Raw genomic sequence first — 24,162 nt, forward strand, 5'->3', positions numbered from 1 at the left:
AAGAATCAGTACGGTTTCTGGCGGATTTGCGCGCCAGTCCCGACTTTTGTAGCTAAAGATGTCGATCGCCCGTCTTGTAAAGGAAAGTAAACACTGCCGGTTCTTGCTTGTAACTCACATCTTGCACCATTCTCAAGAACGGGCTCTCCGGCCCGTTCCACAAGAGATGAATTTTCTTGTGGAACAGGCATCTTGCCTGTTCCTAAACGGGCTCTCCGGCCCGTTCCACAAGAGATGAATTTTCTTGTGGAACAGGCATCTTGCCTGTTCCACAAGAAATTGAGAATAGTGCAACATCTCAGTTGTAAGATGCTTTCTTGTGGCCTGGGCAAGGGAGATTGCACCCTTTTCTATAGGCTTTTTAGCGGCGGGCTAGGAGCCCAACCCCTACTCCCCACAAGAAAGTCATTCACTATTTGTGGAACAGGCATCTTGCCTGTTCATAAAAGGCTAATTGACAATGGTGCAAGATGTGCGATCGAACCCAAATTAGAATAGCCTTTTTAGCAAAAAACGATCGCCCTTTTGGGAGAAAGCGATCGCCCTTTTTTTGCAACCATTAGTTAACAACTATTAGCAATTACTAATTAAGCTGCTGCGGCTGCGTCTTCTTCTGCGTCTTCGGCTTCAGAACCTGCTTGAATTCCCAGCACGCTAACAACCACCTGATCTGGTTCGCCGAGAGCTACCACTCCTGCAGGCAAAACTAACTCGTGAATGTGCAGCGCATCCCCAACCTTTAAATGAGAAATATCTACTTCAATTGCTTCAGGAATGCTGTCTGGTTTGCACTTAGCTGCGAGTTGCGTCAGCACGGTATCCAAGATGCCGCCTTCTAACTTGACGCCGACGGGTTCGCCAACAAAACGCAGTGACAATTCAACTTCCAGGCTGTCTTGAGTCGCCACGGAGAAAAAGCTCAGGTGGTAAGGATAGCCCTTCCAAGGATGAACTTGAACTTCCCGCAGCAAGGTTTTTCCGCTCCAAGAGAGGTCGGGAATGCTGAGGTCAATTAGGGTATTGTTGACTACGTGCTTTTTGAGCAGGTGTTCAACTGTTTTGGCTTTGATGGTAAGGGAAATGGATTCCGATCCTTTGTGCCCGTAGAGGACGGCGGGAATCAATCCAGAGCGGCGAAGGGCGTTAGGTTTGCTGCCTTCTGCCCGCTTTTGACATTCTACTGCGAGTTCCATTTTCTGACTTTCTGCTGATTGTTTTCACATTTTACCAGAATTGTGATATTGCGATCGAACATTAATCAGACTCAGGTCAACGGTCACACTTTAACTAGCTTGTATGGTGCGTCAGTATTGAGTTTATGACAAAAAATTTAGGTCTTATCAACTGACGCACCCTACGAATTGAACCAGTTGCGTAAGTCCCGATTAAATTCGCTGAAGGTATTGATAATTTTCGTTTTCCACACACTTCAGCAATTCCAGCATTTTTCTGAGACGGTACGTTCCTGATTGATACTCTTCTTTTGAAGGGTAATCACCAAGCTTAGTAAGAACTGCATCGCTTTCACTGATGATTGCTTCGCTGAAAATTTTCTTGAACTGCTGGCGAATATCTTGATTTAATTCAACTAGAGGCAGAATTACATTTTCTTCATCTAGGTAAATTTGGGTTTCGACTGATTCGCCACCTATTTTTGAAAATGCTGATTTTGCTAACCATTCGTAAGTAGCTGCTGTTATTCTTACACTATCGGACGGTTCACCATTTGCTGAATAAAAACTGATGTCAAACATTGGGATTACTCCTGCTACTAAACATCTAGAAACTCGTCCAAAGGAATATTTTCGGCATAAGCTATACCTGCTTTTATAAATTTTGCCTTGCCAGATCCCGAAATTATATCGGCACTTACAACTGCAATGACAGTAGCAGTATCAATAATTTCATTAACTGCTTTTCCTGAAAGGTATGTGGTTTTGATTTCTATATGCGGTAAGTTGGTTTTTCTTTCCTCTAAGGTTGACTGTGAATCTTTGATATTTTCTCTCGTGTATTGATTATGAAGATCCCGAATTATTTCTTTTACTTGCGAGGCCTCATTGGGAGCGACAATCAAAATGTCTCCTTTCGGATCGTTGCCCGTAGTTCTCTGGGATGCAATGCCAGCTTCAGCTAACTTTCCGATTACCCAGCCAACCAAATCTCGATGAAGGGTTAGTTGGTATATCAGACGATCTTCATCGGTCATTGGAGCCTCGTCACACATGAGATAGACCCTTTTTGTCTATTATAACTAAACCTGTTATGATTGTGCTGCTACAGGCGTACCGTCAGCAGAGAGCAAAGCGCGTTTCGGGCCGTGAATCGGGTCTTCTACAATAATAGTTTGGTCGCGGCTGGCACCGAGAGAAACGATCGCGATCGGCACTTCCATCAAATCTGCCAAAAACTTCAGATAATCCAATGCTTGCGGCGGTAAATCTTCCAAATTCCGGCACTCTTCCGTAGACTGTTTCCAACCGGGAAGGGTTTCGTAAATAGGTTGGCACCGAGCAAATATCCGGGAACTTTTCGGGAAATCAACACATTTTTCGCCGTCAATTTCGTAAGCAACGCAAACTTTTATTTCTTCTAATTCATCCAACACATCTAGTTTGGTAATTGCCAGACAGTCAAGGCCGTTGATGCGGACTGCGTAGCGGCCGATTACTGCGTCGAACCAACCGCAGCGGCGTTTCCTACCGGTTGTTGTGCCGAATTCTGCACCTCTCTCGCCCAAAACTGCTCCTATTCCATCTACCATTTCCGTAGGGAAGGGGCCTTCTCCGACGCGGGTTGTATAAGCTTTTGCTACGCCAATTACGCGATCGATCGCTGTTGGGCCGACTCCGGTTCCCACACAAGCACCGCCAGCGATGGGATTGCTGGAAGTAACGTAAGGATAAGTACCGTGGTCTAAGTCTAATAAAGTGCCTTGCGCGCCTTCAAACAGAATATTTTTCCGCTTGTAAATTCCCTCATAAATCTTCAGGGAACTATCAACTACGTGCGGCCGCAAACGTTCCGCATAAACTCGATATTCATCAATTACGTCTTGCGGATTTAAAGGCGGCAAATTGTAGAGTTTTTCAAGAAGGACATTTTTACAATTAATCGTCCATTCCAATTGTTCTTGCAACCCATCCAAGTCCATTAAATCGAGCATCCGAATGCCGGTACGTTCCGACTTGTCGGCGTAAGTAGGGCCGATGCCGCGTCCCGTCGTCCCGATTTTATAATTTCCCCGCTGCGTTTCCGATGCTACATCAATTAATCGATGATAGGGCATCGTTACGTGAGCCGTCTCCGAAATCATCAGCGAGGTTGTCGAAATATTCAGTGCCTCTAGCTGATCTAACTCTGCAATTAAAACTTTCGGGTCGATGACCGTGCCACAGCCGATAATACACTCTTTATCAGGGTAGAGAATCCCGGATGGAATTAAGTGCAGCTTGAAAGTCTGACCGTTTACTACCACGGTGTGACCGGCGTTGACGCCCCCTTGGTAGCGGACAACGATATCTGCGGATTTGCTGAGCAAATCGGTAATTTTGCCTTTTCCTTCATCGCCCCACTGGGCGCCGATTACAACTACGTTAGCCAAGGGTTTCTCGCGTTCTGTTCAGGTTGACACAATCTCCGATTATCTATGAATGCTTCCCAAATGTCAATCAATTTTAGATTTTAGATTTTGGATTTTAGATTTTAGATACGGGCATGGGGCATGGGGCATGGTGCATGGGGCATGGGGCATGGGGCATGGGGCATGGGGCATGGGGCATGGGGCATCTCCCAAAGAGCCTGTTTTGAACAGGCAAGATGCCTGTTCCACAAGAATTATCGGAGATGTCTATTGGGCATTAGGCATTGGAACTCACAAATAACCAATGACTAATGACTAATGACTAATGACTGCTGACTACTGACTGCTGACTACTGGCTACTGACTAATTAATTTTTGTTAACATTGAGAAAATAGAGGCTTTGTTGCCATGACTTTACACGCTGAGTTGCACCGCCATCTGGGTGGTTCTGTCGTTCCTAGGGTGCTGTGGCGGTATTTCGATCGCCACAATGCTGAGATGGTTAATCGATTTCCGAAATACTCGGAGTTTGAGGAGTTTTACACTCGTCCGCGCAATACTCTCAATGAGTATTTGGAACTGCACACGCTGGTAGAAAGCGTTCAAACTGTTGAGACGTTGCCTTATTTCATCTATCGGTTGATGCGGGGCGCTTACGTGTTTGAAAATCTGGCTTATTTGGAGTTGCGCTATACGCCTTATTTGCGGACTCCAGAACATTTGAATCAGTCAGAACGCATTGATTTGATGGCAGAAATTGTAAAGGTTGTGGGCAAGGCAAGTCAAATTAGCGATTCTCCGATTGTTACCAGCCAAATTTTGTGTATGCACTCGCGTTTACCCTATGAGGTGAATCGGGCGATCGTAGATTTGGCGGCGCAAATGGGGGAATATGTTTGTGCGATCGATATAGCTGGCGGCGATGATTGTATAGGGGAGCGTTTAGAGGAGTTTGTTGGATTGTACCAGTACGCGAGGTCGATCGGCATCAAAACTACCGGCCACCTCTACGAAACTACCTCTGGCTGTTATCCCGAACTTCTGCCTTATCTCATGCGTATCGGCCACGGGATTCAAATTCCGTTAAAATATCCCGAACTGCTGCCAGAAGTCGCGCGCAGGGGTCAATGCTTGGAAGTTTGCCCGACTACCTATCTCAAAACGGGGACGTTGCAAGATATGCGCGAATTGAAGGTTGTGTTCGATCGATGTTTTGAAGCTGGTGTCGATATTGCCATTTGTACCGACAACGCGGGATTGCACAACGTGCGGCTGCCTTTCGAGTACGAGAATTTGTTAACTTTGGATATCATTGATTTTCGGCAATTGCAAGCGTGTCAAGATGCAGCTTTCCGCCATGCTTTCGCCTGGCCCTACGACGAAAGGCCTGTGAAAATGCTGACCGGTTTGTTGCAGCATGAGTCTGTGGAGGCGATGGTTAATTAAAGAATATCTATTTAATGAACCGCCTTCGTCGCGAAGGAAGAGAAAGAGGAAGAAAAGCAGATGTTTTCAGGTAAAAACTCTACTTGGGAATGATAAAAACCTCTTTCTTCTCTTCCTTCGCGCTCTTTGCGTCTTCGCGGTTCGTTTAAAAAAGATATTTGTAAAATTATAATAAGCGTCTGGCGAGCGATACTCAGCCACAAGTTATAGTTTGGATGCAGAAGCATCAATATAAAAGGATAAAAAAACATGACAAATATGGACGCTTACTGGATGCCATTCACTGCCAACCGACAATTTAAAGCGAATCCGCGAATATTGGTTTCGGCAAAAGATATGCACTTTACAAGCGATGATAACCGCTCAATTTTGGATGGTACTGCGGGGCTGTGGTGCGTAAATGCAGGACACGCCCGCGAGACAATTGCCGAAGCAGTTAAACAGCAGGTTTTGCGTTTGGATTACTCCCCGGCTTTTCAGATGGGACATCCGGGTGCTTTTGAATTAGCGGAACGTTTGGTAAAGATGATTCCGGGCAATTTCGATCGCGTTTTCTTTACTAATTCGGGTTCGGAATCTGTAGAAACTGCTTTAAAAATTGCGATTGCTTATCACCGGGTAAAAGGTGAAGGAACTCGCCAACGATTAATCGGTAGGGAACGCGGCTATCACGGCGTTGGTTTTGGGGGAATTTCTGTCGGCGGTATCGGTACAAACCGCAAGTTTTTTGGCAGTTTGCTGACGGGAGTCGATCATTTGCCTCACACTCACAATCTCGAACACAATGCTTTTAGCCGCAAACAACCGGAATGGGGAGCGCATTTGGCGGATGAATTGGAGCGGATTGTCGCTTTGCACGATTCGTCTAATATTGCAGCGGTAATTGTGGAACCGGTGGCTGGTTCTACAGGTGTTTTGATTCCGCCGAAAGGTTATTTAGAGCGGCTGCGGGCGATTTGCGACAAGTACGGAATTCTGCTGATTTTTGATGAGGTAATTACCGGATTCGGGCGACTAGGCTCTAGTTTTGCAACGGAATATTTTGGGGTGGTTCCCGATATTGTGACGGCGGCGAAAGGGATAACTAACGGTACGGTGCCGATGGGGGCGGTGTTTGTGAAAGAAGGCATTTATGATGCTTTTATGAATGCTCCTGAAAATGCGATCGAGCTTTTTCACGGTTATACTTATTCTGGTCATCCTGTAGCTTGTGCGGCTGCTTTGGCGACGCTGGATATTTATGAGGAAGAAAGGCTATTTGAACGAGCCGATAAGATGGCTGGTTACTGGGAAGATGCGGTGCATTCTTTGAAGGGGGTGCGGCACGTAATTGATGTTCGGAATCTGGGACTGGTGGCGGGTATTGAGTTGGAATCTATTGCTGGGAAGCCGGGGAAACGGGCTTTTGATTGTTTCTTGCAGTGCTATGAAAAAGGGTTGCTAATTCGGACTACTGGTGATATTATTGCTTTGTCGCCACCGCTGATTATTGAGAAGGAACATATCGATCGCCTTGTGGAAATTTTGACTGGCGTTTTGCAGGAAATGGAGTAGGATGTAACGAACCGCGAAGGACGCGAAGGAAGAGAAAGAAGAAGATGTTTTTAGGTAATAACTCTACTTAGAAATGACCTCAAATTCGTTGGTATCGGAATTATTTATCTCTCTCTTTTCTTCCTCTGCGGTCTCTGCGGTCTCTGCGGTTTAATCATTCCGAAACAACCGTAAACGATATGAGAAAGACCTCTCTCTTTCCTTCCTTCGCGTCCTTCGCGTCTTCGCGGTTTATTCAAATATGTTATAATAATTGACAACTAACGACGAATGACGAATAACTATGGTGCAATTAACTGCAAAAATCTCTGCTAACGAGTTAGCAAATTTGGCTGTAGATTTGATTCGGAAAACAGGTTGCGAGTACGGTGATGTGCGTTTTTGCAGTTATCGAAGGCAGAATCTTTACGCGCGCGATCGCTCTTTAAGTCAACTGTCAGATAATGTAAGTTCCGGTTTTGGCGTGCGAGTGCTTCTAGACGGTGCTTGGGGGTTTGCCGCCAGTCACAGCAAAACACCCGCAGAGGTGGCAAGAATAGTCGCTTTGGCTGTAGAAATCGCGAAAGGCAGCCGCTTAACTCAGAAGGAACCGGTGCGGTTAGTGCCTGTCGAAAAATATGTCGATACCTACATTACTCCCATCACCATTGACCCTTTTTCTGTACCCGTTGCTGACAAAGCTGAACTGTTGCTAACTATCAACGAGAAGCTGCTAGCACACGGCGCACAAGGCATCAAAAAAGCTTCTTCTTTTTTGCAGTCCAGCCGCGAAGACAAGGTTTTTGCTTCTACAGAAGGCTCGCTAATCGAACAAACAATCTACCGCAGCTATCCGGGTTTTGACTGTACGGCAATTGCGGGCGGAGATGCCCAAAGTCGCAGTTACGAACGCCCGCCGCTGAATATCGGTTACGAACATATTAATCCCGATGATTTGTTGAGTCAAGTCGAAAGAGTTGCCGCCGAAGCTATTGAGAAAGTCCGCGCTCCCAAAATCCCTGCTGGTATTTGCAAATCCCTGATTCTTAAGCCGACAAATTTGTATTTGACCATCCACGAATCAGTCGGGCATCCAACTGAATTAGACAGGGTTTACGGCTACGAATCTAATTTTGCTGGCACGAGCTTTGCTACTACTGATAAGTTAAATAAACTGCAATACGCTGCACCTTGGGTGAATTTTAAGTGCGATCGCACTCAACCAGGTGGCCGCGGTACAATGGGTTACGATGATGAGGGCGTAAAATCACAAGAGTGGTACGTTGTCAAGGATGGAATTTTAGTTGATTATCTCACTGACAGAGAGACGGCTTATCGCCTCGGACGCGGTAGCAGCAACGGTTCTGCTTACGCTGACAGTTGGTCTAGCGTGCCGATGGTGAGAATTCCCAATTTGGGATTGGAGCCTGGCCCGGATGGCGGCAGCCATACTGCTACTTTGGCAGAGATGATTGCTGATACGGAAGACGGGATTTTAATCGACGGTATGGGTAGTTATTCGATCGACCAGCAGCGGCGCAATTTTCAATTCGGCGGCGATGCTTTTTGGAAAGTGGAAAAAGGTAAAGTTGTCGGTATGTTGAAGGATGTAACTTATCAGGCGATGACTACTGATTTCTGGAATCAAATAGATGCGATCGGACCGGCGTCGGAGCTGGTTCAGTGCGGCACGAATATGTGCGGCAAAGGTGAACCGATGCAGGTTGCTCAGATGACTCACGCTTGTGTGCCGGTGCGAGTGAGAGATATTCAAATTGGGGGAAATTCTTAATTAGATTGTAGGTTTTTAATGTGAAAATTCCAGCGGATGCTATCATACCCGAAGCAAAGTTGACGCGCTATTTACTTGTTGCCAAAGCACAAGATGACAAGTCAAAATTTCTCGCTCAAGGGGGTTTTAGTCAAGATAACCCAGAAGCTTTGTTAGCAGCCATCCAGTTTTTGATAGCGTCGGCTGAGGCAGTAGAAAATGGTGCTAATGAATTCGGAAAGTTCTTTCGCGCCGAAGGTGAGTTGCCAGGGGCTAATGGACGTAATTTAGCAGTTGTTACAATTTGGTTGCAGTGGCAAATTGACGGAAGTTTTCATTTTATTACTCTCAAACCCAAAAAGGAGTCTCGACGTGAAACTTGAACTTTACCAGCGTGTAGCATTGTGTCGGGATATGCCGCTATATCAGCTCAAAAAAGGTGATGTAGCCATGCTAGTCGATCGCGTACCTCATCCAAGGGAAGGCGAAGATGATGGCTGCGTTCTAGAAATATTTAATGCTTTAGGAGAATCGATTTTAGTTGTGGCTGTTTCTCCTTCAGATGTGGAACCTCTGCGAGCAGATGAAGTGTTAGCAGTACGCTCTTTAGTACAGGCGAGTTAACCGTAGTATTGCGGCTAAACGTATTTTCAAATACAACAAATCTTCCGGGACTTTAGCTTATGCTCGTAACAACATCGCCCGCACTTTTAAGTGAAGACCAAGCCTTATCTTTAGTAGAAAAAGCAGTCAAACTCTCCAAAGCAGAGGAAGTATTTGTCAGTCTCTCTACTGGCGAGGAATCTCTTTCGAGATTCTCGGAAAATCAAATCAGCCAAAATATCAGCAAAACTGTATTTAGCCTGAGCATTACTAGCTATTTCGGTAACAAAAGCGCCTCTGCTGCTGTTACAGAATTTGATGAAGATGCGATCGCCTCCGCAGTCAAGCGATCGGAAGAATTAGCCAGAATTGCGCCGGCAGACCCCGAATGGATGCCGCTGCTGCCGCCTCAAACCTACGATTTGCGATCGCCCGCATTCGACGCAGCAACGGCAACTGTATCGCCTCTAGCGCGGGCCGAAATGGTGCAGCAAGCGTGCGCCAGATCCTCCCAGGGGGGCGCTCATGGTTCGGGCACTTTGAGCACTGATGCGTCGCTGTACGCGATCGCCTCGTCAACCGGACTCCGTGCCTGCAACCAGTCTACAGATGCGGATTTCAGCTTTACTGCTCGCGTTGAAGACGGTTCTAGTTGGGCGAAGAGCACTGCTTGGAGTATCAACGAATTGCCGATCGCCGAATTAGCAGAACAAGTGCTCGATCGGGCGATCGCATCGCGCAACCCGCGCGAAGTCACTCCCGGCGTTTATCCTGTAATCTTTGACGGCGCTGCTTTTGCGGGCTTGCTACCGTGGGTGATTTGGGGGCTGGATGCGAGGGCGGCGGATGAGGGGCGATCGTTTATGTCGATCGCCGATGCAGAGGGAAAACCAGCGGGAAACCGCGCGGGGGAACAACTTTTCAGCCCGTTAGTGCAAGTGCAGCGCGATCCGGCTCATCCTTTGCTGCGATCGAATACTTTTTTCGGCGACGGATTGAGCAATAACTATTTGGAAATCATCAAAGATGGCGTGCCTCAAAGTTTGTCTTATTCCCGCTACTGGGCCGCACAAAAAGGCAAAGAGGCAAAAGGTGCTTATTACCCGATCGTAATGACAGGTTCCGACCAAAGTTTAGCAGATTTAATTGCTCAAACCGAGCGAGGAATTTTTGTCAGTCGATCTTGGTACGTGCGCTACGTTAATCCGAAAACATTGGAAGTAACGGGAATGACTCGCGACGGTACTTTTTGGATTGAGGATGGCAAGATAGCTTACCCGATTAAAAACCTGCGTTTCAATCAAGTTTTACCTGATATGTTGCGCGATGTGGATGCAGTTAGTGCAGTGAAGCGTTACGGCGGTAGTGTCGTCCCCGGAGTGCGCGTGAAAGCTTTTAATTTCACGAGTATTACTGACAGTTTGTGAGTTGCACATTTCTCACAATCTGTAGGGGCGGGTTTCACAAACAATTACAGCCAACAAACAACAATCTCTCAAACCCGCCCCCACTGACAGTTTGTGACTTGGACATTTCTCACAATCTGTAGGGGCGGGTTTCACAAACAATTACAGCCAACAAAGAACAATCTCTCAAACCCGCCCCCACCCAGATTAATGCGAGTGATTTATCGTAAAGGTAGAGTATTTATTGTGAGAGTTAGGATTAAAACCAGCTATTATAGTCATCAGTCTGGTGTCTGTTGTTAGTAACAATGCCCAATTCCCAATTCCCAATTCCCAATTATCAATGAATCAATATTTTGCTACTGTTGCGCGCGGTTTAGAAACAATTGCCGCCCAAGAATTAGAACGTTTAGGGGCTCAGGATGTCAAGCCAGATTTTACTGGGGTTTACTTTGCGGGCGATCGCACTTTATTGTACCGCGTCAATCTGTGGTCGAGAACTATTTTTCGAGTGCTAATGCCGATCGCCGAATTCCGGTGTTACAACTCGGATATGCTCTACCGCGAAGTGCAGAAAATCCCTTGGGACGAATACTTATACCCCGAAAATACTTTAGCAGTAAACTGCACCGGCGGCAACGAAAAGTTGAACCACACTCACTTTACAGCTTTGCAGGTCAAAAATGCGATCGCCGACCAACAGCGCCTGCAATTTAACAAGCGTTCTAATGTTGATGTAGAGCATCCCGATTTGCTAATTAACCTTCACATTCATCAAGATAGAGCTATTTTAAGTTTAGACAGTTCTGGCGGCAGTTTGCACCGCCGGGGATATCGACCGGCGATGGGGCTTGCTCCCCTCAAAGAAACCCTAGCTGCGGCTTTGTTGGAGATGGCAGAATGGACGCCAGATTTGCCGTTTTTAGACCCGATGTGCGGTTCTGGAACTTTGCCTTTGGAAGCGACGTTAAAGGGATTGAATATTGCACCGGGATTGTTTCGAGAAAAGTTTGGATTTATGAGTTGGCGGGATTTTGACGAACCTTTGTGGGATAAATTGTGGGCGGAAGCGGAAAATAGTGAGTTACCGGAACTTAAAGAGGTGATTGCAGGGTGCGATCGCGATTCCGATATGTTAACTCAAGCTCGCACGAACGCGCAGCAAGCTGGTATTTCCGGTAAGATTCAGTTTGCTCAAACCGAGTTATCTCAGTTGGAAGCCCCCGCAGACAGAGGCGTTCTCATTTGCAATCCTCCCTACGGAGAGCGCCTGGGGGATGCTAGCGAATTGGGAGATTTGTACAAGATGTTGGGCGATATTTTCAAGCATCGTTTTAAAGGTTGGAATGCGTTTATTTTGACGGGAAATAAGGAGTTGGGTAAAAAGGTGGGACTCAGGACATCGCGGCGAATTCCTGTTTTCAATGGCTCGATTCCGTGTACTTTGCTCAAATATGAACTGTATTAAATATTTATAGAACATATCTGACTACACTTGACAAGAGCCAATATTAATTGGAAGAGGCTATGCTAAATGAAAATCTTTGATATTGACGGCCACAAACTCATCTTAGGAGATGTGTTAGAAGTGCTTGGCACTGAAATCCAAGACAACTCAATAGATTTAATTTTTGCCGATCCTCCCTATAATATTGGCAAAGATTTCAATGGTTTTAAAGACAAGTGGGAATTTGAAAGCGATTATTTAGAATGGAGTTATAATTGGTTAAATTTATGTGTTAATAAGCTCAAGCATAACGGCAGTTTGTATGTGATGGCGTCTACTCAAAGTATGCCCTACTTTGATTTATATTTGCGCGATCGCTTAACAATCCTTTCTCGAATAGTGTGGTATTATGACAGTTCGGGCGTACAATCAAAAAAATTTTACGGCTCTCTTTACGAACCAATTTTATATTGCGTCAAGGACAAACGAAATTATACATTTAATTCCTCAGATATTCTGGTAGAGGCGAAAACCGGAGCTGTTAGAAAACTAATTGACTACCGCAAGGCTACACCATCAGTATATAATTCTAAAAAAGTTCCAGGTAATGTGTGGGAGTTTCCGAGAGTGAGATATCGTATGCCTGAGTATGAGGAACATCCTACCCAAAAACCAACATCGTTGTTAGAAAGAATTATCAAAGCCAGTAGTAATGAGGGCGACGTTGTACTAGATATATTTTCGGGAACTTTTACAACATCATTTGTTGCCAAGCAGCTTAACAGAAAATCAATCGGTATAGAATTACAAGAAAAGTATCTACAAATAGGATTGCGGAGGTTGCAAATTACCCCGGATGAGAGTGAAGAGGCTCTCATGTCTGAAGTCAACTCCGGTGAAGTTTCGCCACAGCAGCTAACGCTAAACTTACAACTCTAATAAAAATGGAACATGAATTTACAAAAATAATTAAGACAATTTTAGAGGATAAGTTTGGCGAAGTTGGGTATCAAATCTTGCGTGAAAGCCAGCTAATTTTATATTTGAATATCAAGACTAAATCTTCAAATAAAGGCTCAAAATCAAGAGGAAGTTTTGCCAACTTATACGCAATCTATGTTTTAGTTGAAGATTATTTGGTGAAAAAATTTCATCAGATAGGAATGTATTCAGATTATGAAGGTGCAGTTTATACGAATCTTTTTAAGAGACAGCGTGAATTACCATTCGGGCAAAAGCTTCAAAATCATGGCTTGAACCATAGGATGAATGAAGAATTTGAAGGATATTTTCCCACTTGTGAGTTCATCCCAATTTTGAGGAAAAATAACAGGTATTGGTTTAACCAAAATTTATTAAAAGTCAAAATCAATGAGAATGAACACAATATAGCAGAAACAGTAATCCACATAATTGATGCTTACGTTGAAGCTAAGAGAGATAGCTTTGAAAAGTTTATTCAAACTTGTAAAGATGCTCAAAGATTGACAGAGGTTCAAGTCAGAGAATTTATAAAACAAATGGTAGCGCCAAATGTAGATGCTCGATTTTTCGAGATTGTCAGCTACAGTATATTAAAATACTACTACAATGACCGAGTTATTTATTGGGGTTATGCACTAGACAGCCTCCAGCAAGAAAATTTAAAGCTGTTTAAAACAGGTAGGACAAATGCTAATGATGGGGGAATTGACTTTGTAATGAAACCCCTAGGACGTTTTTTTCAGGTGACTGAAACTGTAGATGTAAATAAATATTTCCTAGACATTGATAAAATTGAAAGGTATCCGATAACATTTGTAGTTAAATCTTTAGATTCAGATAGTGAAATTAAATCAAAGATTGAAGCACAAGCTCGAAAGCTGTATTCAATAAATGCTATAGTATCTCAGTACATGGAATGTATAGAAGAAATAATAAATGTTCCTATTATGATAGAAAGATTTGAACAAGCTGTTGCCAAAGGGTACTTAAGCAATATATTGAGCGAAATTATTAAGCAGAGCCGATTAGAATTTAATTATGAAGATCAGGAAGAAAGTCGGGAAATTGAATTATTAGACGTTGCTCTAGAGGATGAATGATTCAGTCATAAAGTTCGCCTGCTTTAGACAATTATTGTTTCCTTACCTTTAACATCTACACCGGCAAAAAAGAAACGTGAGCGGAAACAATCTTCCACCCTTGAGGAAACTTGCGCCACATCTGACTCTGCCGCCCCAGCCGCACTACTCCATCGATCGCACGGCGGAATTCCAGCGTCACAGCCGCCGTGTCTGCATCGAAAGTCACGACTTTGAGGTTGAAGATTTCTCGATCGACATTTACAGGCGATCGCCCTTTGCGAAAAGCCCTCACCTCATCGCTCCCGTACAGGTTCTCCGTCACCCCAAACCGCACAACTTCCGGCGCATCCCAGAACAAATTATCGAGAGTTTCAATATCATTCGTACAAAGAGCTTTTTCGTATTTTAAATATAGTTCAGTTAACTCAGCCACCACAGCAGAATCATTTATAACAGTCATTCGATTTTAGATTTTAGATTTTAGATTTTAGATTGACACCACGGATAAATCCGGGGGCTTGGGGATGCAAGGATTTTGGATTTGGGATTGATTCCACGGATAAATCACGTGGCGGGTACCATCAAGAAATTATTGGTCATAAATTGTAGATTTTAAAACTCTTAACTTTCACAAGTTTTGTTTGCAATAAGGACTAAAGTCCTTACTACAAACGCAACTAATTAGAGAAAATTAATGCTCAATTTTGAGCGAAATAATCTTGTCACCTTGGCGGATAGCATTGACGACAGACATATCCTCAGTTTTGCCAAAAGTTGTGTGAACTCCATCTAGATGAGACTGGGGAGAATGGCAAATAAAGAATTGGCTACCACCCGTATCTTTACCTGCGTGAGCCATCGATAAAGTTCCTGCCAAATGTTTGTTCGAGTTGATTTCACACTTGATTTTGTAGCCGGGGCCGCCCGTTCCATTGCCTTTTGGACAGCCACCTTGAATCATAAAGTTAGGAATGACTCGGTGAAAAGCCAATCCATCGTAAAAACCTTTTTCGGCCAAGTCAACAAAATTCTTCACTGTGTTAGGCGCATCCGCATCAAACAATTCCAAATTGATTGTGCCTTTGTCGGTTTCCATTATAGCGCGGGTCATGATTTTTCCTTGCTTCCTAAAATGAGTGTGTTGCCTGCGTGTTAATTGCGGACTTCGCTTTTATAACGACAGGTTTCAAACTGTCGTTATATTGTGGCTTTCAGAAGTGTAGCATATTCCGGCAACTCTCATAAGACTTATGTGCGCTTTCTGAGGAAACCCGGTTTATTCCGAGATTTCTGGTTAGCAAAGCCCATATTTTCCCAGACACCGGGTTTGTTACCCTCAGCCATATTTTAATCGTTGGTCACTTGCGGGCGATCGGGTTCTTCCTGAATATCGTTCATATTAAAAATGAAAGGAACCCGACTCGAACCGCTGCCCATCACCAGCACTTTTGGCATCTGAGCGCCGCCGCTTCTCCAAGCTTCGATCGCCTCTTTTTGCAGCACTAAATCGCCGCCCTGAGCCTTCAAAGTTTCAGCCAAAAGTCTTTGAGCTTCAGCCCTACCTTGAGCGCGGTTAATGTCAGCTTGAGCCTGCTGTTCTGCTTCCTGAGCCACATAAACAGCCCTTTGCGCCCGCTGTTCAGCAACCTGTTTCTCCTCAACCGCTTTCGCAAAATCTGTGGAGAATCGAATGTTAACAACGCTCGTATCGAGCACGATTACATCATACTTTGATAGCCTTTCTTTTAAGGCAGTATCAAAGTCTCGCTTCAGTTCACTTCTTTGAGTAATAGATTGTTCGGCGGTTCTCAGTGCAGCCGCTGTTTTAAATGCTTCTTGCGTCTGAGGAGCAATAATTTTTGAGACTATATTCTCCAAAGTTCCTTGAGTCCTTCGGACATCAACTATTCTCGCAGGATCGAGGCGAAAGTTGATCGCAAAACTGGCATTTAAATCCTGAAGGTCTTTAGTAGCACTCTGGGCGGGAACTTCAAACTTTTGCACTGTTACATCGTACACATCTACCTTGGAGATCAACGGGGGTCTGAGATGAAACCCCTCTAACAATGCTCCATCTGTGGCTTTTCCTAAAACGCTAACCACCCCTGCTTCACCTGGATTGATGACGACAAAAGAGTTTAAGCCGATGAGTAGCGCGCCTACTAAGAGAATCCCAGCGATTGCTGATGATATGCTTTGGAAATTTTGAGTTTTCAACTTACACGCTCCTTTGTGATAATTCCATTATAATGGTTAAATAGATTGGGTCGCCTCTAAAGTCTCAAATCTCAAAGGGATTGGCTGATGGTCAAAATTGTTAAATATCCTCGAACTTATCACATCGAAGGTTCGCGTTTCCAACCGGGTGATGAAGACCTCGACAGCGTGCCATTTAGCGCTGTGATCGATCGCCCGACAGTGATTGAAGAAAAGGTAGACGGCGCTAATACAGGCATCAGCTTCGCACCAGATGGACAAATGCTGCTGCAAAGTCGCGGCCACTATCTCACCGGCGGGCCGAGGGAAAAACATTTTAACTTATTCAAACAGTGGGCTTTCAGTCTCAGCGGAGCCCTGGGAGAAGTGCTGGGAAATCGCTACATTCTTTACGGCGAATGGCTTTATGCGAAACACACTGTTTTTTATGATTTTTTGCCGCACTATTTTATGGAATACGACGTGCTGGACTTAGAAACCAGTCAATTTTTGAGTACAGAATCCCGCCAGAAGTTGTTAACAGGACTGCCGTTAGTGTCGGTTCCCGTGCTGTTTTCTGGAGTGCTGAAATCGCCCAAGCACATGATGCAGTTTATGGGAAAATCTAATTTTATTCAACCGGGACATTTGGAAAGCTTGCGTTTGTACTGCGGGGAATTGGGATTAGATGAAGAACGATGCTTGAAAGAGACTGACAAGAGCGATATTATGGAAGGTTTGTATATTAAAGTAGAGGAAGACGGAATTGTCAAGGCGCGTTACAAATACGTGCGTGCCAGTTTTTTAACAGCGATTAAAAACGCCGACGGACATTGGCTCAATCGCCCAATTGTACCCAATATTCTGCGTCCAGGTGCAGATTTATTTAATTTTAGTTTGTAAAGAGATATCTTGCACCATTTGTCAAGAACGGGCTCTCCGGCCCGTTCCACAAAGAATGAGTTTTATTGTGGAACAGGCCGAAAAGCCTGTTCCTAATATCTTGCACCATTGTCAAGAACGGGCTCTCCGGCCCGTTCCACAAAGAATGAGTTTTATTGTGGAACAGGCCGAAAAGCCTGTTCCTAAACAAGTAATTGAGAATGGTGCAAGATGTGAGTAAAGTAAGAAATGCCGACCCTTGGCGTCAACTTTCCACGCTCTTTCCCGAAGTCCGGCAGGGGTTTAAACCCCTGACTCAAAGCTAAAGTCCTCTTCCATAGGACTGATGAGTTCTTCAGTCAAATCCAACAAGTAAAGTTATGAATACACTGTTAGCGCCGCCTTGGACTTTTCCCTTTTGTCCCGAACCGCCCGATTGGTTTCTGGATTGGGACAGCATTCAAAATCATTTCGATTGGATTCAAAACTTAAAAGGCTGTCAGCAAGACCCGATTTATCACGCTGAAGGAGACGTTTTAATTCATACCAGAATGGTCTGCGAAGCATTAATATCTTCCCCGAATTGGCGGCAACTTCCCGAAAAAGAACGATCGATACTTTTTGCCGCCGCTTTGCTGCACGATGTCGCCAAACCAGCCTTTACAAAAATAGAAGCCGACGGCAGAATTAGCTCAAAAGGTCACGCCCGCCAAGGTGCGAGAATGGTCAGACAAATTTTATCTCAATTCGAGCCGCCCGTGCAGTTTGAGATTCGCGAAACAGTGGTGGCGATCGTCCAATTCGGCAGTTTACCCATCTGGCTGATCGACAAAGCCAACCCGCAGCAGTCTGTAATTAAAGTTAGTCAAGTTGTCCGCTGCGATTTCCTCGCACTTTTAGCCGAAGCAGACGTGCGCGGCCGCCACTGCGCCGACAAACAAGAATTACTCGATAAAATACAACTATTTCGGGAGTTTTGTCAAGAAAATAATTGTTTGGATTCTCCCCGACAATTCCCCTCAGCACACAGCCGATTTATCTACTTCCGCAAAGAGAATGGAAACCCGGATTACGAAGCATTTGACGACACTAAATGCGAAGTAATTTTGATGTCTGGCTTGCCCGCAAGCGGTAAAGATTATTGGATTCGGAAAAATCTCCCAAATTTGCCAGTAATCTCGCTGGATGCACTGCGAAAAGAGATGAATGTCCCTCCCGACGAAACCCCAGGAAATGTGGTGACAGCCGCCAAACAAAGAGCGCGCGAATACATGAATGAGGGGCGTTCTTTTGTGTGGAACGCCACGAATACCACTAAACAAATGCGGCAGCAATTAATTAATTTTTTTGCTGCTTACCAAGCGCGCATTCGCATTGTTTATTTAGAAGTACCTCTAGAAGAAATATTGCAGCGGAATCGATCGCGCACAGCAACAGTACCGGAAGCAGTCATTCGCAAATTAGCTGCGCGGCTGGATATTCCAGACATCACAGAAGCGCATCAAGTCGATCGGATCGTAACCGATTAGGTTACTTTAGGGGCGATTCCCCGCAGTTAGCCATCTTACTTCAACGCGCTACTAATTTTTTTTCCCTAAAATAGAATCGTCATAATGCGCCAACAAATCAGCAGGGTGATCGTAAATTGCCGCAGCATTTGCCAGCGAAGCATCATCGAAACCTCCGCACCGAAAAGCAATTACTGGCACCCCACACTTGCCCGCAGCTTCGATATCGTAAGGAGTATCAGCTAACATCACAGTCTGACTCGCTTCCATCTGCAATTTGCTCAAAGCAGCTTCCACAATATCCGGTTCCGGTTTAGAAGCTTCCGCATCACTCGATGTCGCCGCTTGCGCTTGATCCAATAAATCGTCAACTTGTGCAGCTTTCAGCAAACCGGAAAGTTCTTCGGTGGTAGCTGAAGTAGCAATAATTAGCCGCAATCCTTCTTGCTGCATTTTTAACAGCAAATCGCGCGAACCGGGGGTTGGAGAAAGTTCGGGACTAAAGCGGTTAATAATCAGTTCTTTGCGCCGCTGTGCAATCTTTTTCCCGTCGCCTGCTTCGTCGGAAAGTCCTGATACCATTTGGGGTATAACTTTGTCGCCTCCCATGCCAATTAGCGGGCGAACTTTCTCGAACGGCACCTCGTAGCCGTAAGCCGCAAATGCCTCTACCCAAGCTTGAGCGTGGGCGTCATTGCTGAGCGTCAGAGTACCGTCAATGTCGAGAATTACTGCTTGCAATTGCATAACTTATTTGTTGTTAGTTATTAGACTTATTCCAAAAAACTATTTGGTAGTAAAAACTTTAGTCCACAATTATTTAATTAGTCAATCGGATACGGAAGTCCCCACTACGAACCTTTAGACAGGGACTTCAGTCTCAGAGCGATTTTTCGGGTTAAATTGACACCTATGTGCCCTGTTCCTACCCCTAGCTTCCCCTCCCCCCTTGTTAAAGGGGATGGGAAGAATCAGAAGAATCAATGAGTTTGATAATTTTCCTCAGTCCAACAGCGCGGCAAAGTTTCACCGGAAGGAAAGACTAAATTACTTTTTGGAAAAGTTGCTGTCTCTTGCTCTTCTTGACCAGCTTGATTTTTTCCCGGCACTTCATTTTTTGTAGGGCTGATTAAAGCATCTACATCGAGGATTTCAATCAAGTCGCCTGATTCTTTTTCTTGTAAAAGCATAGTTTCTCCTTGTCAATTGAATGCGAGTTAGGGTTTGAGGACAACTTTGATGCAGTTGTCTTTTTTGTTTAGGAAAATCTCGTAGGCGTGGGGCGCTTCATCCAATTTCATTCGGTGCGTAATTACGAATGACGGGTCAATTTCGCCTTTTTGAACGCGATCGAGCAAAGGCCGCAAATAGCGGTGAACGTGCGTTTGTCCCATTTTCAGGGTCAAGCCTTTGTTGAAAGCTGCACCTAGGGGCACTTTGTCAACAAAGCCGCCGTAAACGCCGGGAATTGAGACTGTGCCGCCTTTGCGGCAAGCTACTATCACTTGTCGCAGGGCAGTGGGTCGATCGCTCTCCAACCGCACGGCTTGCTTAGCTTTGTCGTACAAAGCGTCGAGACCGGTGCCGTGGGCTTCCATCCCCACCGCGTCGATGCAGGAGTCGGGCCCGCGTCCCCCCGTCATTTCGGTGACGGCTTCCCCAGCGTCCATTTCTTCGTAGTTGATGATTTCAGCTTTGGCCGCAGCCGCCATTTGCAAGCGTTCCGGTACGCGGTCGATCGCAATTACTCGATCGGCCCCCAGCATAAACGCGCTTCTGATCGCAAATTGTCCGACTGGGCCGCATCCCCAAACGGCTACCGTATCCCCCGGCTGAATGTCACAGTTTTCGGCCGCCATGTAACCCGTAGGAAAGATATCGGTGAGGAACAATACTTGTTCGTCCGAAAGTCCGTCGGGAATTTTTAAAGGGCCGACATCTGCAAACGGAACCCGCGCGTATTCTGCTTGACCTCCTGCATAGCCGCCCGTTAAATGGGAGAAGCCAAACAGTCCAGCCGGCGAATGGCCGTAGATTTTTTCAGCCAATCCTGCATTGGGGTTGGAGTTGTCGCACAGCGACCACAAATCGCGGTTGCAAAAGAAGCAACTGCCGCAAGAAATAGTAAAAGGAATGACAATGCGATCGCCCTTTTTTAAGTTCTTGACTTCGCTGCCGAGTTCGACTACTTCCCCCATGAATTCGTGGCCCATGATGTCGCCCGATTGCATTGTCGGGATCAAGCCGTTGTAGAGGTGCAAATCTGAGCCGCAGATTGCTGTAGACGTGATTTTAACTATCGCATCGCGCGGGTTGATAATTGTTGGGTCTGGTACATTATCAACTCGCACATCATTTGCTCCGTGCCAGCAAAGAGCTTTCATTATTTTTTTTCCTCTAGTTAACTACTAGCTAGCAGATTTTTGATTCTAAATCTTAAATTTACTACGCCGATAAATTACCTGCTTGGATGTTTTAATTTTAAGCATATAAAATATATTCTCTCTCTATCCGAGGTATAATTTATAAATCTATCTTCCGGCTGTTTTCAATAACAAAAATGTAAAGTTTATCCTCCAACTAAAGTGCGGGAGATTTCACCTTGTTCTGTTAACCACCAACATTTATAGCAACCACGCCCGACGGTTAGGACGTTCTTAATTGCTGAAATCCTTCCTTCTTCCTTCTTGCTTCTTCCTTCTGCCATAACAGCTAACAGCGAGATGGATGAGATTGTTTTTGTCGATCGCCGATCGCTCCCCTCTCACAATTAATAAAATTTTCGCGCTTAATCTCACTAAAGCGGTGTCCTCACTCACATTAGATAAGTAGCGACCTAAAACTTCTCAACTAAAAGCGGGTTTATCGATTATTAAGTAGGGTGCGTGACTTTTGTATAGCTCAACACTGTTCCCCAATATTGAGAATCACGCACCCTGCTTAAGGAGGATTAATCGTCAAATATTGTATATTAGTTAGAGCTAAAAGCCGAGCTTGCGCTAAAGTTGTTAAAGATTAAAATTTATCGATCGCCTTTTATGCCTTACACTGCATCTACCCCAACAGACCCCCATCAACCCAACATCCGCAATGCCGACCACCGCCTACTAGAATTCACCAAGCTGACGCCGATGATGCAGCGGTATGTGGAAGTGAAAGAACAGTATCCCCACGCACTTTTATTGTTTCGAGTCGGAGATTTTTTTGAGTGTTTTTTCCAAGATGCAGTTACTATTTCGCAGGAATTAGAACTTGTTTGTACTAGCAAAGAAAGCGGCAAAGAAATTGGCAGAGTGCCGATGACAGGAGTGCCGCACCACGCACTCGACCGCTACACATCAATGTTAGTAGAAAAAGGCTATGCTGTAGTAGTTTGCGACCAAGTAGAAGATGCCTCGATAGCTGCGAAAGAAGGCCGCCAAGTCAAGCGAGAAATTACCCGCATTCTCACTCCCGGAACTCTGACTGATGACGGAATGCTCAAACCCAGACAAAATAATTTTTTAGCAGCAGTCGTCATCGCTGGGGAACATTGGGGATTGGCTTATACAGATATTTCTACGGGAGAATTCGTCACTACCCAAGCAGACAGTTTAGAACAATTAACCCTAGAATTGCTGCGCTTGCAGCCTTCGGAAGTCTTGGTACCGACTAATGCGCCGGATTTGGTGACTATGTTGAGGCCCGGAGAGAAATCCGAGCATTTGCCCGATTGTTTGCCGAATTCGTTTTGCTATTCTTTGCGATCGCAAATTCCGTTTACTTTGTCCGAAGCAAAACAGAGAATCCTGCAAAAGTTCAAAGTGCGATCGCTTGAAGGTATGGGATGCGGCCACCTTTCCCTCGCAGTGCGTGCCGCCGGCGGTTTGCTGCAATATCTCGAAGAAACTCAAAAGGAAAAAGCAGTTTCTTTGCAAAGACTACACACTTACACTCTCACCGATTTTCTCATACTCGACTACCAAACCCGCCGCAATCTCGAAATTACTCAAACAGTGAGAGATGGGGTTTTTCACGGTTCGCTGCTGTGGGCTATAGACAAAACCAGCACCGCAATGGGAGGCCGCGCTTTGCGCCGCTGGGTGCTGCAACCTTTGCTCAACATTAAAGGCATTTGCGCCCGACACGACACGATTCAAGAATTAGTAGAAAATAACGGTCTGCGCCAAGATTTGCAGCAGTTGCTGCGCCAAATTTACGACATCGAAAGACTGACAGGCCGCGCCGGTTCGGGAACCGCTAGCGCGCGGGATTTGGTCGCTTTAGCTGATTCTCTCTCGAAACTGCCGGAATTAGCTTCGATCGCAGCCCAAGGGCGCTCGCCCTATTTGAAAGCGCTGCAAAATGTACCGCCACTTTTAGAAGAATTAGCAAGTAAAATTCACGCTCATTTAGTTGACGAACCGCCGATTCATTTAAAAGAAGGAGGTTTGATTCGATCGGGAATCAATCCCATGCTAGATGAAATGCGCCACACTGCATCAGCCGACCAAGAATGGATTGCAAATTTAGAAGCAACCGAGAGAAAACGCACGGGAATTTCTAATTTAAAAGTAGGCTACAATAAAGCTTTTGGCTATTACATCAGCATTACCAAATCGAAAGTAGACCAAGTGCCGAAGGACTACACCCGCAAGCAAACTCTCACCAATGAAGAACGTTATAGCACTGAAGAATTAAAAGAAAGAGAAGTCCGAATTCTGACAGCGCGGGAAGATTTAAATCAATTGGAATACGATATTTTTGCTAAAGTGCGATCGGAGGTAGGAGAACACGCCGAAATTATTCGCAACGTTTCCCGCGCCGTGGCGGCGGCAGATGTTTTGTGCGGTTTGGCAGAAGTAGCAGTTTACCAGAATTACTGCCGCCCGACTATGACAGAAAGTCGGGAAATTAAAATTATTGAAGGTTGTCATCCGGTGGTGGAAAAGTCTTTGCCGCCGGGATTTTTTGTACCTAATTCTGCTTTTTTGGGTCGGGAAGAATCGCTAAACCGCCCAGATTTAATTATTTTAACCGGGCCGAATGCTAGCGGCAAGAGTTGTTATTTGCGGCAGGTGGGTTTGATCCAGTTAATGGCGCAGATGGGCAGTTTTGTGCCGGCGAAAGCTGCGAGTTTGGGAATTTGCGATCGCATTTTTACCCGCGTCGGCGCAGTAGATGATTTGGCAACCGGTCAATCTACCTTTATGGTGGAAATGAACGAAACTGCAAATATTCTCAATCACGCGACGCCGCAATCATTGGTTTTACTAGATGAAATTGGCAGGGGAACGGCAACCTTTGACGGACTGTCGATTGCTTGGTCTGTGGCAGAATATTTAGCAAGCGAGATTCGGGCGCGGACAATTTTTGCGACTCACTATCACGAATTGAATGAGTTAGCTTCTATTTTGGATAATGTCGCAAATTATCAGGTGACAGTGAAAGAATTGCCGGATCAAATCGTATTTTTGCACCAAGTTCAGCCGGGAGGTGCTGACAAATCTTACGGAATTGAAGCGGGCAGATTAGCTGGTTTACCGCCGTCGGTGATTGACAGGGCGAGACAGGTGATGAAGCAGATTGAGAAACATAGCAAAATTGCGATCGGGCTGCGGAAAGGTGTTAAAAAAAATGGTAAAAAAGAGTCGGAGGGCGAACAGTTGGATATTTTTGAGGATTGAAATTTCCGGTGGCAAAAAAATTGTAGTAACTTCTATATTGCACCATTTTCAATA

At 45.2% G+C, this 24,162-nt stretch carries 26 protein-coding genes; 14 read left to right on the plus strand and 12 right to left on the minus strand.

Annotated features, from left to right (window positions below):
* Nucleotides 1-5 precede the first annotated feature (5 nt).
* From QUB04_RS01165 to QUB04_RS01185, 5 genes are all read right to left on the minus strand, one after another.
* Nucleotides 6-191: a hypothetical protein gene (locus QUB04_RS01165; RefSeq protein ID WP_333280127.1), complete on the minus strand. Its 186-nt coding sequence runs from the start codon at nucleotides 189-191 to the stop codon at nucleotides 6-8.
* Nucleotides 192-587: 396 nt separating this feature from the next.
* The gene (locus QUB04_RS01170; protein ID WP_333280129.1) at nucleotides 588-1,193 is read right to left on the minus strand and encodes a 50S ribosomal protein L25/general stress protein Ctc; all 606 of its coding nucleotides are present in this window, start codon (nucleotides 1,191-1,193) and stop codon (nucleotides 588-590) included.
* A 192-nt stretch (nucleotides 1,194-1,385) separates the two neighbouring features.
* Entirely contained in the window at nucleotides 1,386-1,754 is a 369-nt protein-coding gene (locus QUB04_RS01175; RefSeq protein WP_333144866.1) for a hypothetical protein, read from the minus strand.
* A 17-nt stretch (nucleotides 1,755-1,771) separates the two neighbouring features.
* On the minus strand, nucleotides 1,772-2,209 hold the full coding sequence (locus tag QUB04_RS01180) for a hypothetical protein (RefSeq protein ID WP_333280132.1): 438 nt from the start codon (nucleotides 2,207-2,209) through the stop codon (nucleotides 1,772-1,774).
* A 54-nt stretch (nucleotides 2,210-2,263) separates the two neighbouring features.
* Nucleotides 2,264-3,604 carry an adenylosuccinate synthase gene (locus tag QUB04_RS01185; RefSeq protein ID WP_333280134.1) on the minus strand — a complete coding sequence of 447 codons (1,341 nt, stop codon included), beginning with the start codon at nucleotides 3,602-3,604 and terminating at the stop codon, nucleotides 2,264-2,266.
* A gap of 49 nt (nucleotides 3,605-3,653) precedes the next feature.
* Between QUB04_RS01185 and QUB04_RS01190 the strand changes: the two genes are divergently transcribed.
* The 10 genes from QUB04_RS01190 (at nucleotide 3,654) to QUB04_RS01235 (ending at nucleotide 13,874) form a co-directional block, all read left to right on the plus strand.
* Nucleotides 3,654-3,884 carry a hypothetical protein gene (locus QUB04_RS01190; RefSeq protein ID WP_333280137.1) on the plus strand — a complete coding sequence of 77 codons (231 nt, stop codon included), beginning with the start codon at nucleotides 3,654-3,656 and terminating at the stop codon, nucleotides 3,882-3,884.
* A gap of 108 nt (nucleotides 3,885-3,992) precedes the next feature.
* Nucleotides 3,993-5,030, plus strand: coding sequence for an adenosine deaminase (locus QUB04_RS01195; protein ID WP_333280139.1), 1,038 nt, complete (start codon nucleotides 3,993-3,995; stop codon nucleotides 5,028-5,030).
* Nucleotides 5,031-5,279: 249 nt separating this feature from the next.
* Nucleotides 5,280-6,584 carry an aspartate aminotransferase family protein gene (locus QUB04_RS01200; RefSeq protein WP_333280142.1) on the plus strand — a complete coding sequence of 435 codons (1,305 nt, stop codon included), beginning with the start codon at nucleotides 5,280-5,282 and terminating at the stop codon, nucleotides 6,582-6,584.
* Nucleotides 6,585-6,867: 283 nt separating this feature from the next.
* Nucleotides 6,868-8,355, plus strand: a complete 1,488-nt coding sequence (locus tag QUB04_RS01205; RefSeq protein ID WP_333280144.1) for a TldD/PmbA family protein — start codon at nucleotides 6,868-6,870, stop codon at nucleotides 8,353-8,355.
* Between the two features lie 20 nt (nucleotides 8,356-8,375).
* Nucleotides 8,376-8,717 carry a DUF6883 domain-containing protein gene (locus QUB04_RS01210; protein WP_333280146.1) on the plus strand — a complete coding sequence of 114 codons (342 nt, stop codon included), beginning with the start codon at nucleotides 8,376-8,378 and terminating at the stop codon, nucleotides 8,715-8,717.
* Entirely contained in the window at nucleotides 8,707-8,958 is a 252-nt protein-coding gene (locus tag QUB04_RS01215) for a DUF4926 domain-containing protein (RefSeq protein WP_333144873.1), read from the plus strand. Before QUB04_RS01210 ends, QUB04_RS01215 begins: the two co-directional genes overlap by 11 nt.
* Before the next feature lie 59 nt (nucleotides 8,959-9,017).
* Nucleotides 9,018-10,364, plus strand: a complete 1,347-nt coding sequence (locus QUB04_RS01220; protein ID WP_333280149.1) for a TldD/PmbA family protein — start codon at nucleotides 9,018-9,020, stop codon at nucleotides 10,362-10,364.
* Between the two features lie 322 nt (nucleotides 10,365-10,686).
* Nucleotides 10,687-11,811, plus strand: coding sequence for a THUMP domain-containing protein (locus tag QUB04_RS01225; protein WP_333280151.1), 1,125 nt, complete (start codon nucleotides 10,687-10,689; stop codon nucleotides 11,809-11,811).
* A 66-nt stretch (nucleotides 11,812-11,877) separates the two neighbouring features.
* Nucleotides 11,878-12,729: an adenine-specific DNA-methyltransferase gene (gene yhdJ / locus QUB04_RS01230; RefSeq protein ID WP_333280153.1), complete on the plus strand. Its 852-nt coding sequence runs from the start codon at nucleotides 11,878-11,880 to the stop codon at nucleotides 12,727-12,729.
* A 5-nt stretch (nucleotides 12,730-12,734) separates the two neighbouring features.
* Nucleotides 12,735-13,874 (plus strand): restriction endonuclease, encoded by a 1,140-nt coding sequence (locus tag QUB04_RS01235; protein WP_333280155.1) that lies wholly within the window; start codon nucleotides 12,735-12,737, stop codon nucleotides 13,872-13,874.
* Nucleotides 13,875-13,929: 55 nt separating this feature from the next.
* On the opposite strand, the gene hpxZ is transcribed toward QUB04_RS01235, so the two are convergent.
* From hpxZ to QUB04_RS01250, 3 genes are all read right to left on the minus strand, one after another.
* Nucleotides 13,930-14,316, minus strand: coding sequence for an oxalurate catabolism protein HpxZ (hpxZ, locus tag QUB04_RS01240; protein WP_333280157.1), 387 nt, complete (start codon nucleotides 14,314-14,316; stop codon nucleotides 13,930-13,932).
* Between the two features lie 231 nt (nucleotides 14,317-14,547).
* Nucleotides 14,548-14,967 (minus strand): peptidylprolyl isomerase, encoded by a 420-nt coding sequence (locus tag QUB04_RS01245; protein WP_332982885.1) that lies wholly within the window; start codon nucleotides 14,965-14,967, stop codon nucleotides 14,548-14,550.
* A 236-nt stretch (nucleotides 14,968-15,203) separates the two neighbouring features.
* Nucleotides 15,204-16,073: a prohibitin family protein gene (locus QUB04_RS01250; protein WP_333280159.1), complete on the minus strand. Its 870-nt coding sequence runs from the start codon at nucleotides 16,071-16,073 to the stop codon at nucleotides 15,204-15,206.
* An 87-nt stretch (nucleotides 16,074-16,160) separates the two neighbouring features.
* Between QUB04_RS01250 and QUB04_RS01255 the strand changes: the two genes are divergently transcribed.
* The 3 genes from QUB04_RS01255 (at nucleotide 16,161) to QUB04_RS01265 (ending at nucleotide 18,463) form a co-directional block, all read left to right on the plus strand.
* On the plus strand, nucleotides 16,161-16,955 hold the full coding sequence (locus tag QUB04_RS01255) for an RNA ligase family protein (protein WP_333280161.1): 795 nt from the start codon (nucleotides 16,161-16,163) through the stop codon (nucleotides 16,953-16,955).
* A gap of 55 nt (nucleotides 16,956-17,010) precedes the next feature.
* Nucleotides 17,011-17,175 carry a hypothetical protein gene (locus QUB04_RS01260; protein ID WP_333280163.1) on the plus strand — a complete coding sequence of 55 codons (165 nt, stop codon included), beginning with the start codon at nucleotides 17,011-17,013 and terminating at the stop codon, nucleotides 17,173-17,175.
* A gap of 139 nt (nucleotides 17,176-17,314) precedes the next feature.
* Nucleotides 17,315-18,463 carry an AAA family ATPase gene (locus QUB04_RS01265; protein WP_333280165.1) on the plus strand — a complete coding sequence of 383 codons (1,149 nt, stop codon included), beginning with the start codon at nucleotides 17,315-17,317 and terminating at the stop codon, nucleotides 18,461-18,463.
* Nucleotides 18,464-18,514: 51 nt separating this feature from the next.
* Here the strand turns inward: QUB04_RS01265 and QUB04_RS01270 are convergent, their stop codons facing one another.
* The 4 genes from QUB04_RS01270 to QUB04_RS01285 form a co-directional block, all read right to left on the minus strand.
* Complete coding sequence (locus QUB04_RS01270; protein WP_333280167.1) at nucleotides 18,515-19,189, minus strand: HAD family hydrolase; 675 nt, start codon at nucleotides 19,187-19,189, stop codon at nucleotides 18,515-18,517.
* 233 nt (nucleotides 19,190-19,422) lie between these two features.
* Nucleotides 19,423-19,632: an acetyltransferase gene (locus QUB04_RS01275; protein WP_333144887.1), complete on the minus strand. Its 210-nt coding sequence runs from the start codon at nucleotides 19,630-19,632 to the stop codon at nucleotides 19,423-19,425.
* Nucleotides 19,633-19,659: 27 nt separating this feature from the next.
* Nucleotides 19,660-20,826 (minus strand): zinc-dependent alcohol dehydrogenase, encoded by a 1,167-nt coding sequence (locus QUB04_RS01280; RefSeq protein WP_333280169.1) that lies wholly within the window; start codon nucleotides 20,824-20,826, stop codon nucleotides 19,660-19,662.
* A gap of 273 nt (nucleotides 20,827-21,099) precedes the next feature.
* Complete coding sequence (locus tag QUB04_RS01285) at nucleotides 21,100-21,240, minus strand: hypothetical protein (RefSeq protein ID WP_333280171.1); 141 nt, start codon at nucleotides 21,238-21,240, stop codon at nucleotides 21,100-21,102.
* Between the two features lie 240 nt (nucleotides 21,241-21,480).
* Here QUB04_RS01285 and mutS point away from each other — a divergent pair, with 240 nt between their 5' ends.
* Nucleotides 21,481-24,108: a DNA mismatch repair protein MutS gene (mutS, locus tag QUB04_RS01290; protein WP_333280173.1), complete on the plus strand. Its 2,628-nt coding sequence runs from the start codon at nucleotides 21,481-21,483 to the stop codon at nucleotides 24,106-24,108.
* Nucleotides 24,109-24,162: the final 54 nt, after the last annotated feature.

The sequence above is a fragment of the Microcoleus sp. D2_18a_B4 genome, from assembly GCF_036702475.1.
Taxonomy (GTDB): Bacteria; Cyanobacteriota; Cyanobacteriia; order Cyanobacteriales; family Microcoleaceae; genus Microcoleus.

Excerpts from the sequence above, each read along its gene's own strand:
- QUB04_RS01165 (WP_333280127.1), bottom strand. The coding sequence starts at position 191 with ATGCCTGTTCCACAAGAAAATTCATCTCTTGTGGAACGGGCCGGAGAG.
- QUB04_RS01170 (WP_333280129.1), bottom strand. The coding sequence starts at position 1,193 with ATGGAACTCGCAGTAGAATGTCAAAAGCGGGCAGAAGGCAGCAAACCT.
- QUB04_RS01175 (WP_333144866.1), bottom strand. The coding sequence starts at position 1,754 with ATGTTTGACATCAGTTTTTATTCAGCAAATGGTGAACCGTCCGATAGT.
- QUB04_RS01180 (WP_333280132.1), bottom strand. The coding sequence starts at position 2,209 with ATGACCGATGAAGATCGTCTGATATACCAACTAACCCTTCATCGAGAT.
- QUB04_RS01190 (WP_333280137.1), top strand. The coding sequence starts at position 3,654 with ATGCTTCCCAAATGTCAATCAATTTTAGATTTTAGATTTTGGATTTTA.
- QUB04_RS01195 (WP_333280139.1), top strand. The coding sequence starts at position 3,993 with ATGACTTTACACGCTGAGTTGCACCGCCATCTGGGTGGTTCTGTCGTT.
- QUB04_RS01200 (WP_333280142.1), top strand. The coding sequence starts at position 5,280 with ATGACAAATATGGACGCTTACTGGATGCCATTCACTGCCAACCGACAA.
- QUB04_RS01205 (WP_333280144.1), top strand. The coding sequence starts at position 6,868 with ATGGTGCAATTAACTGCAAAAATCTCTGCTAACGAGTTAGCAAATTTG.
- QUB04_RS01220 (WP_333280149.1), top strand. The coding sequence starts at position 9,018 with ATGCTCGTAACAACATCGCCCGCACTTTTAAGTGAAGACCAAGCCTTA.
- QUB04_RS01225 (WP_333280151.1), top strand. The coding sequence starts at position 10,687 with ATGAATCAATATTTTGCTACTGTTGCGCGCGGTTTAGAAACAATTGCC.
- yhdJ (WP_333280153.1), top strand. The coding sequence starts at position 11,878 with ATGAAAATCTTTGATATTGACGGCCACAAACTCATCTTAGGAGATGTG.
- QUB04_RS01235 (WP_333280155.1), top strand. The coding sequence starts at position 12,735 with ATGGAACATGAATTTACAAAAATAATTAAGACAATTTTAGAGGATAAG.
- hpxZ (WP_333280157.1), bottom strand. The coding sequence starts at position 14,316 with ATGACTGTTATAAATGATTCTGCTGTGGTGGCTGAGTTAACTGAACTA.
- QUB04_RS01245 (WP_332982885.1), bottom strand. The coding sequence starts at position 14,967 with ATGACCCGCGCTATAATGGAAACCGACAAAGGCACAATCAATTTGGAA.
- QUB04_RS01255 (WP_333280161.1), top strand. The coding sequence starts at position 16,161 with ATGGTCAAAATTGTTAAATATCCTCGAACTTATCACATCGAAGGTTCG.
- QUB04_RS01260 (WP_333280163.1), top strand. The coding sequence starts at position 17,011 with ATGAGTTTTATTGTGGAACAGGCCGAAAAGCCTGTTCCTAATATCTTG.
- QUB04_RS01265 (WP_333280165.1), top strand. The coding sequence starts at position 17,315 with ATGAATACACTGTTAGCGCCGCCTTGGACTTTTCCCTTTTGTCCCGAA.
- QUB04_RS01270 (WP_333280167.1), bottom strand. The coding sequence starts at position 19,189 with ATGCAATTGCAAGCAGTAATTCTCGACATTGACGGTACTCTGACGCTC.
- QUB04_RS01275 (WP_333144887.1), bottom strand. The coding sequence starts at position 19,632 with ATGCTTTTACAAGAAAAAGAATCAGGCGACTTGATTGAAATCCTCGAT.
- QUB04_RS01280 (WP_333280169.1), bottom strand. The coding sequence starts at position 20,826 with ATGAAAGCTCTTTGCTGGCACGGAGCAAATGATGTGCGAGTTGATAAT.
- mutS (WP_333280173.1), top strand. The coding sequence starts at position 21,481 with ATGCCTTACACTGCATCTACCCCAACAGACCCCCATCAACCCAACATC.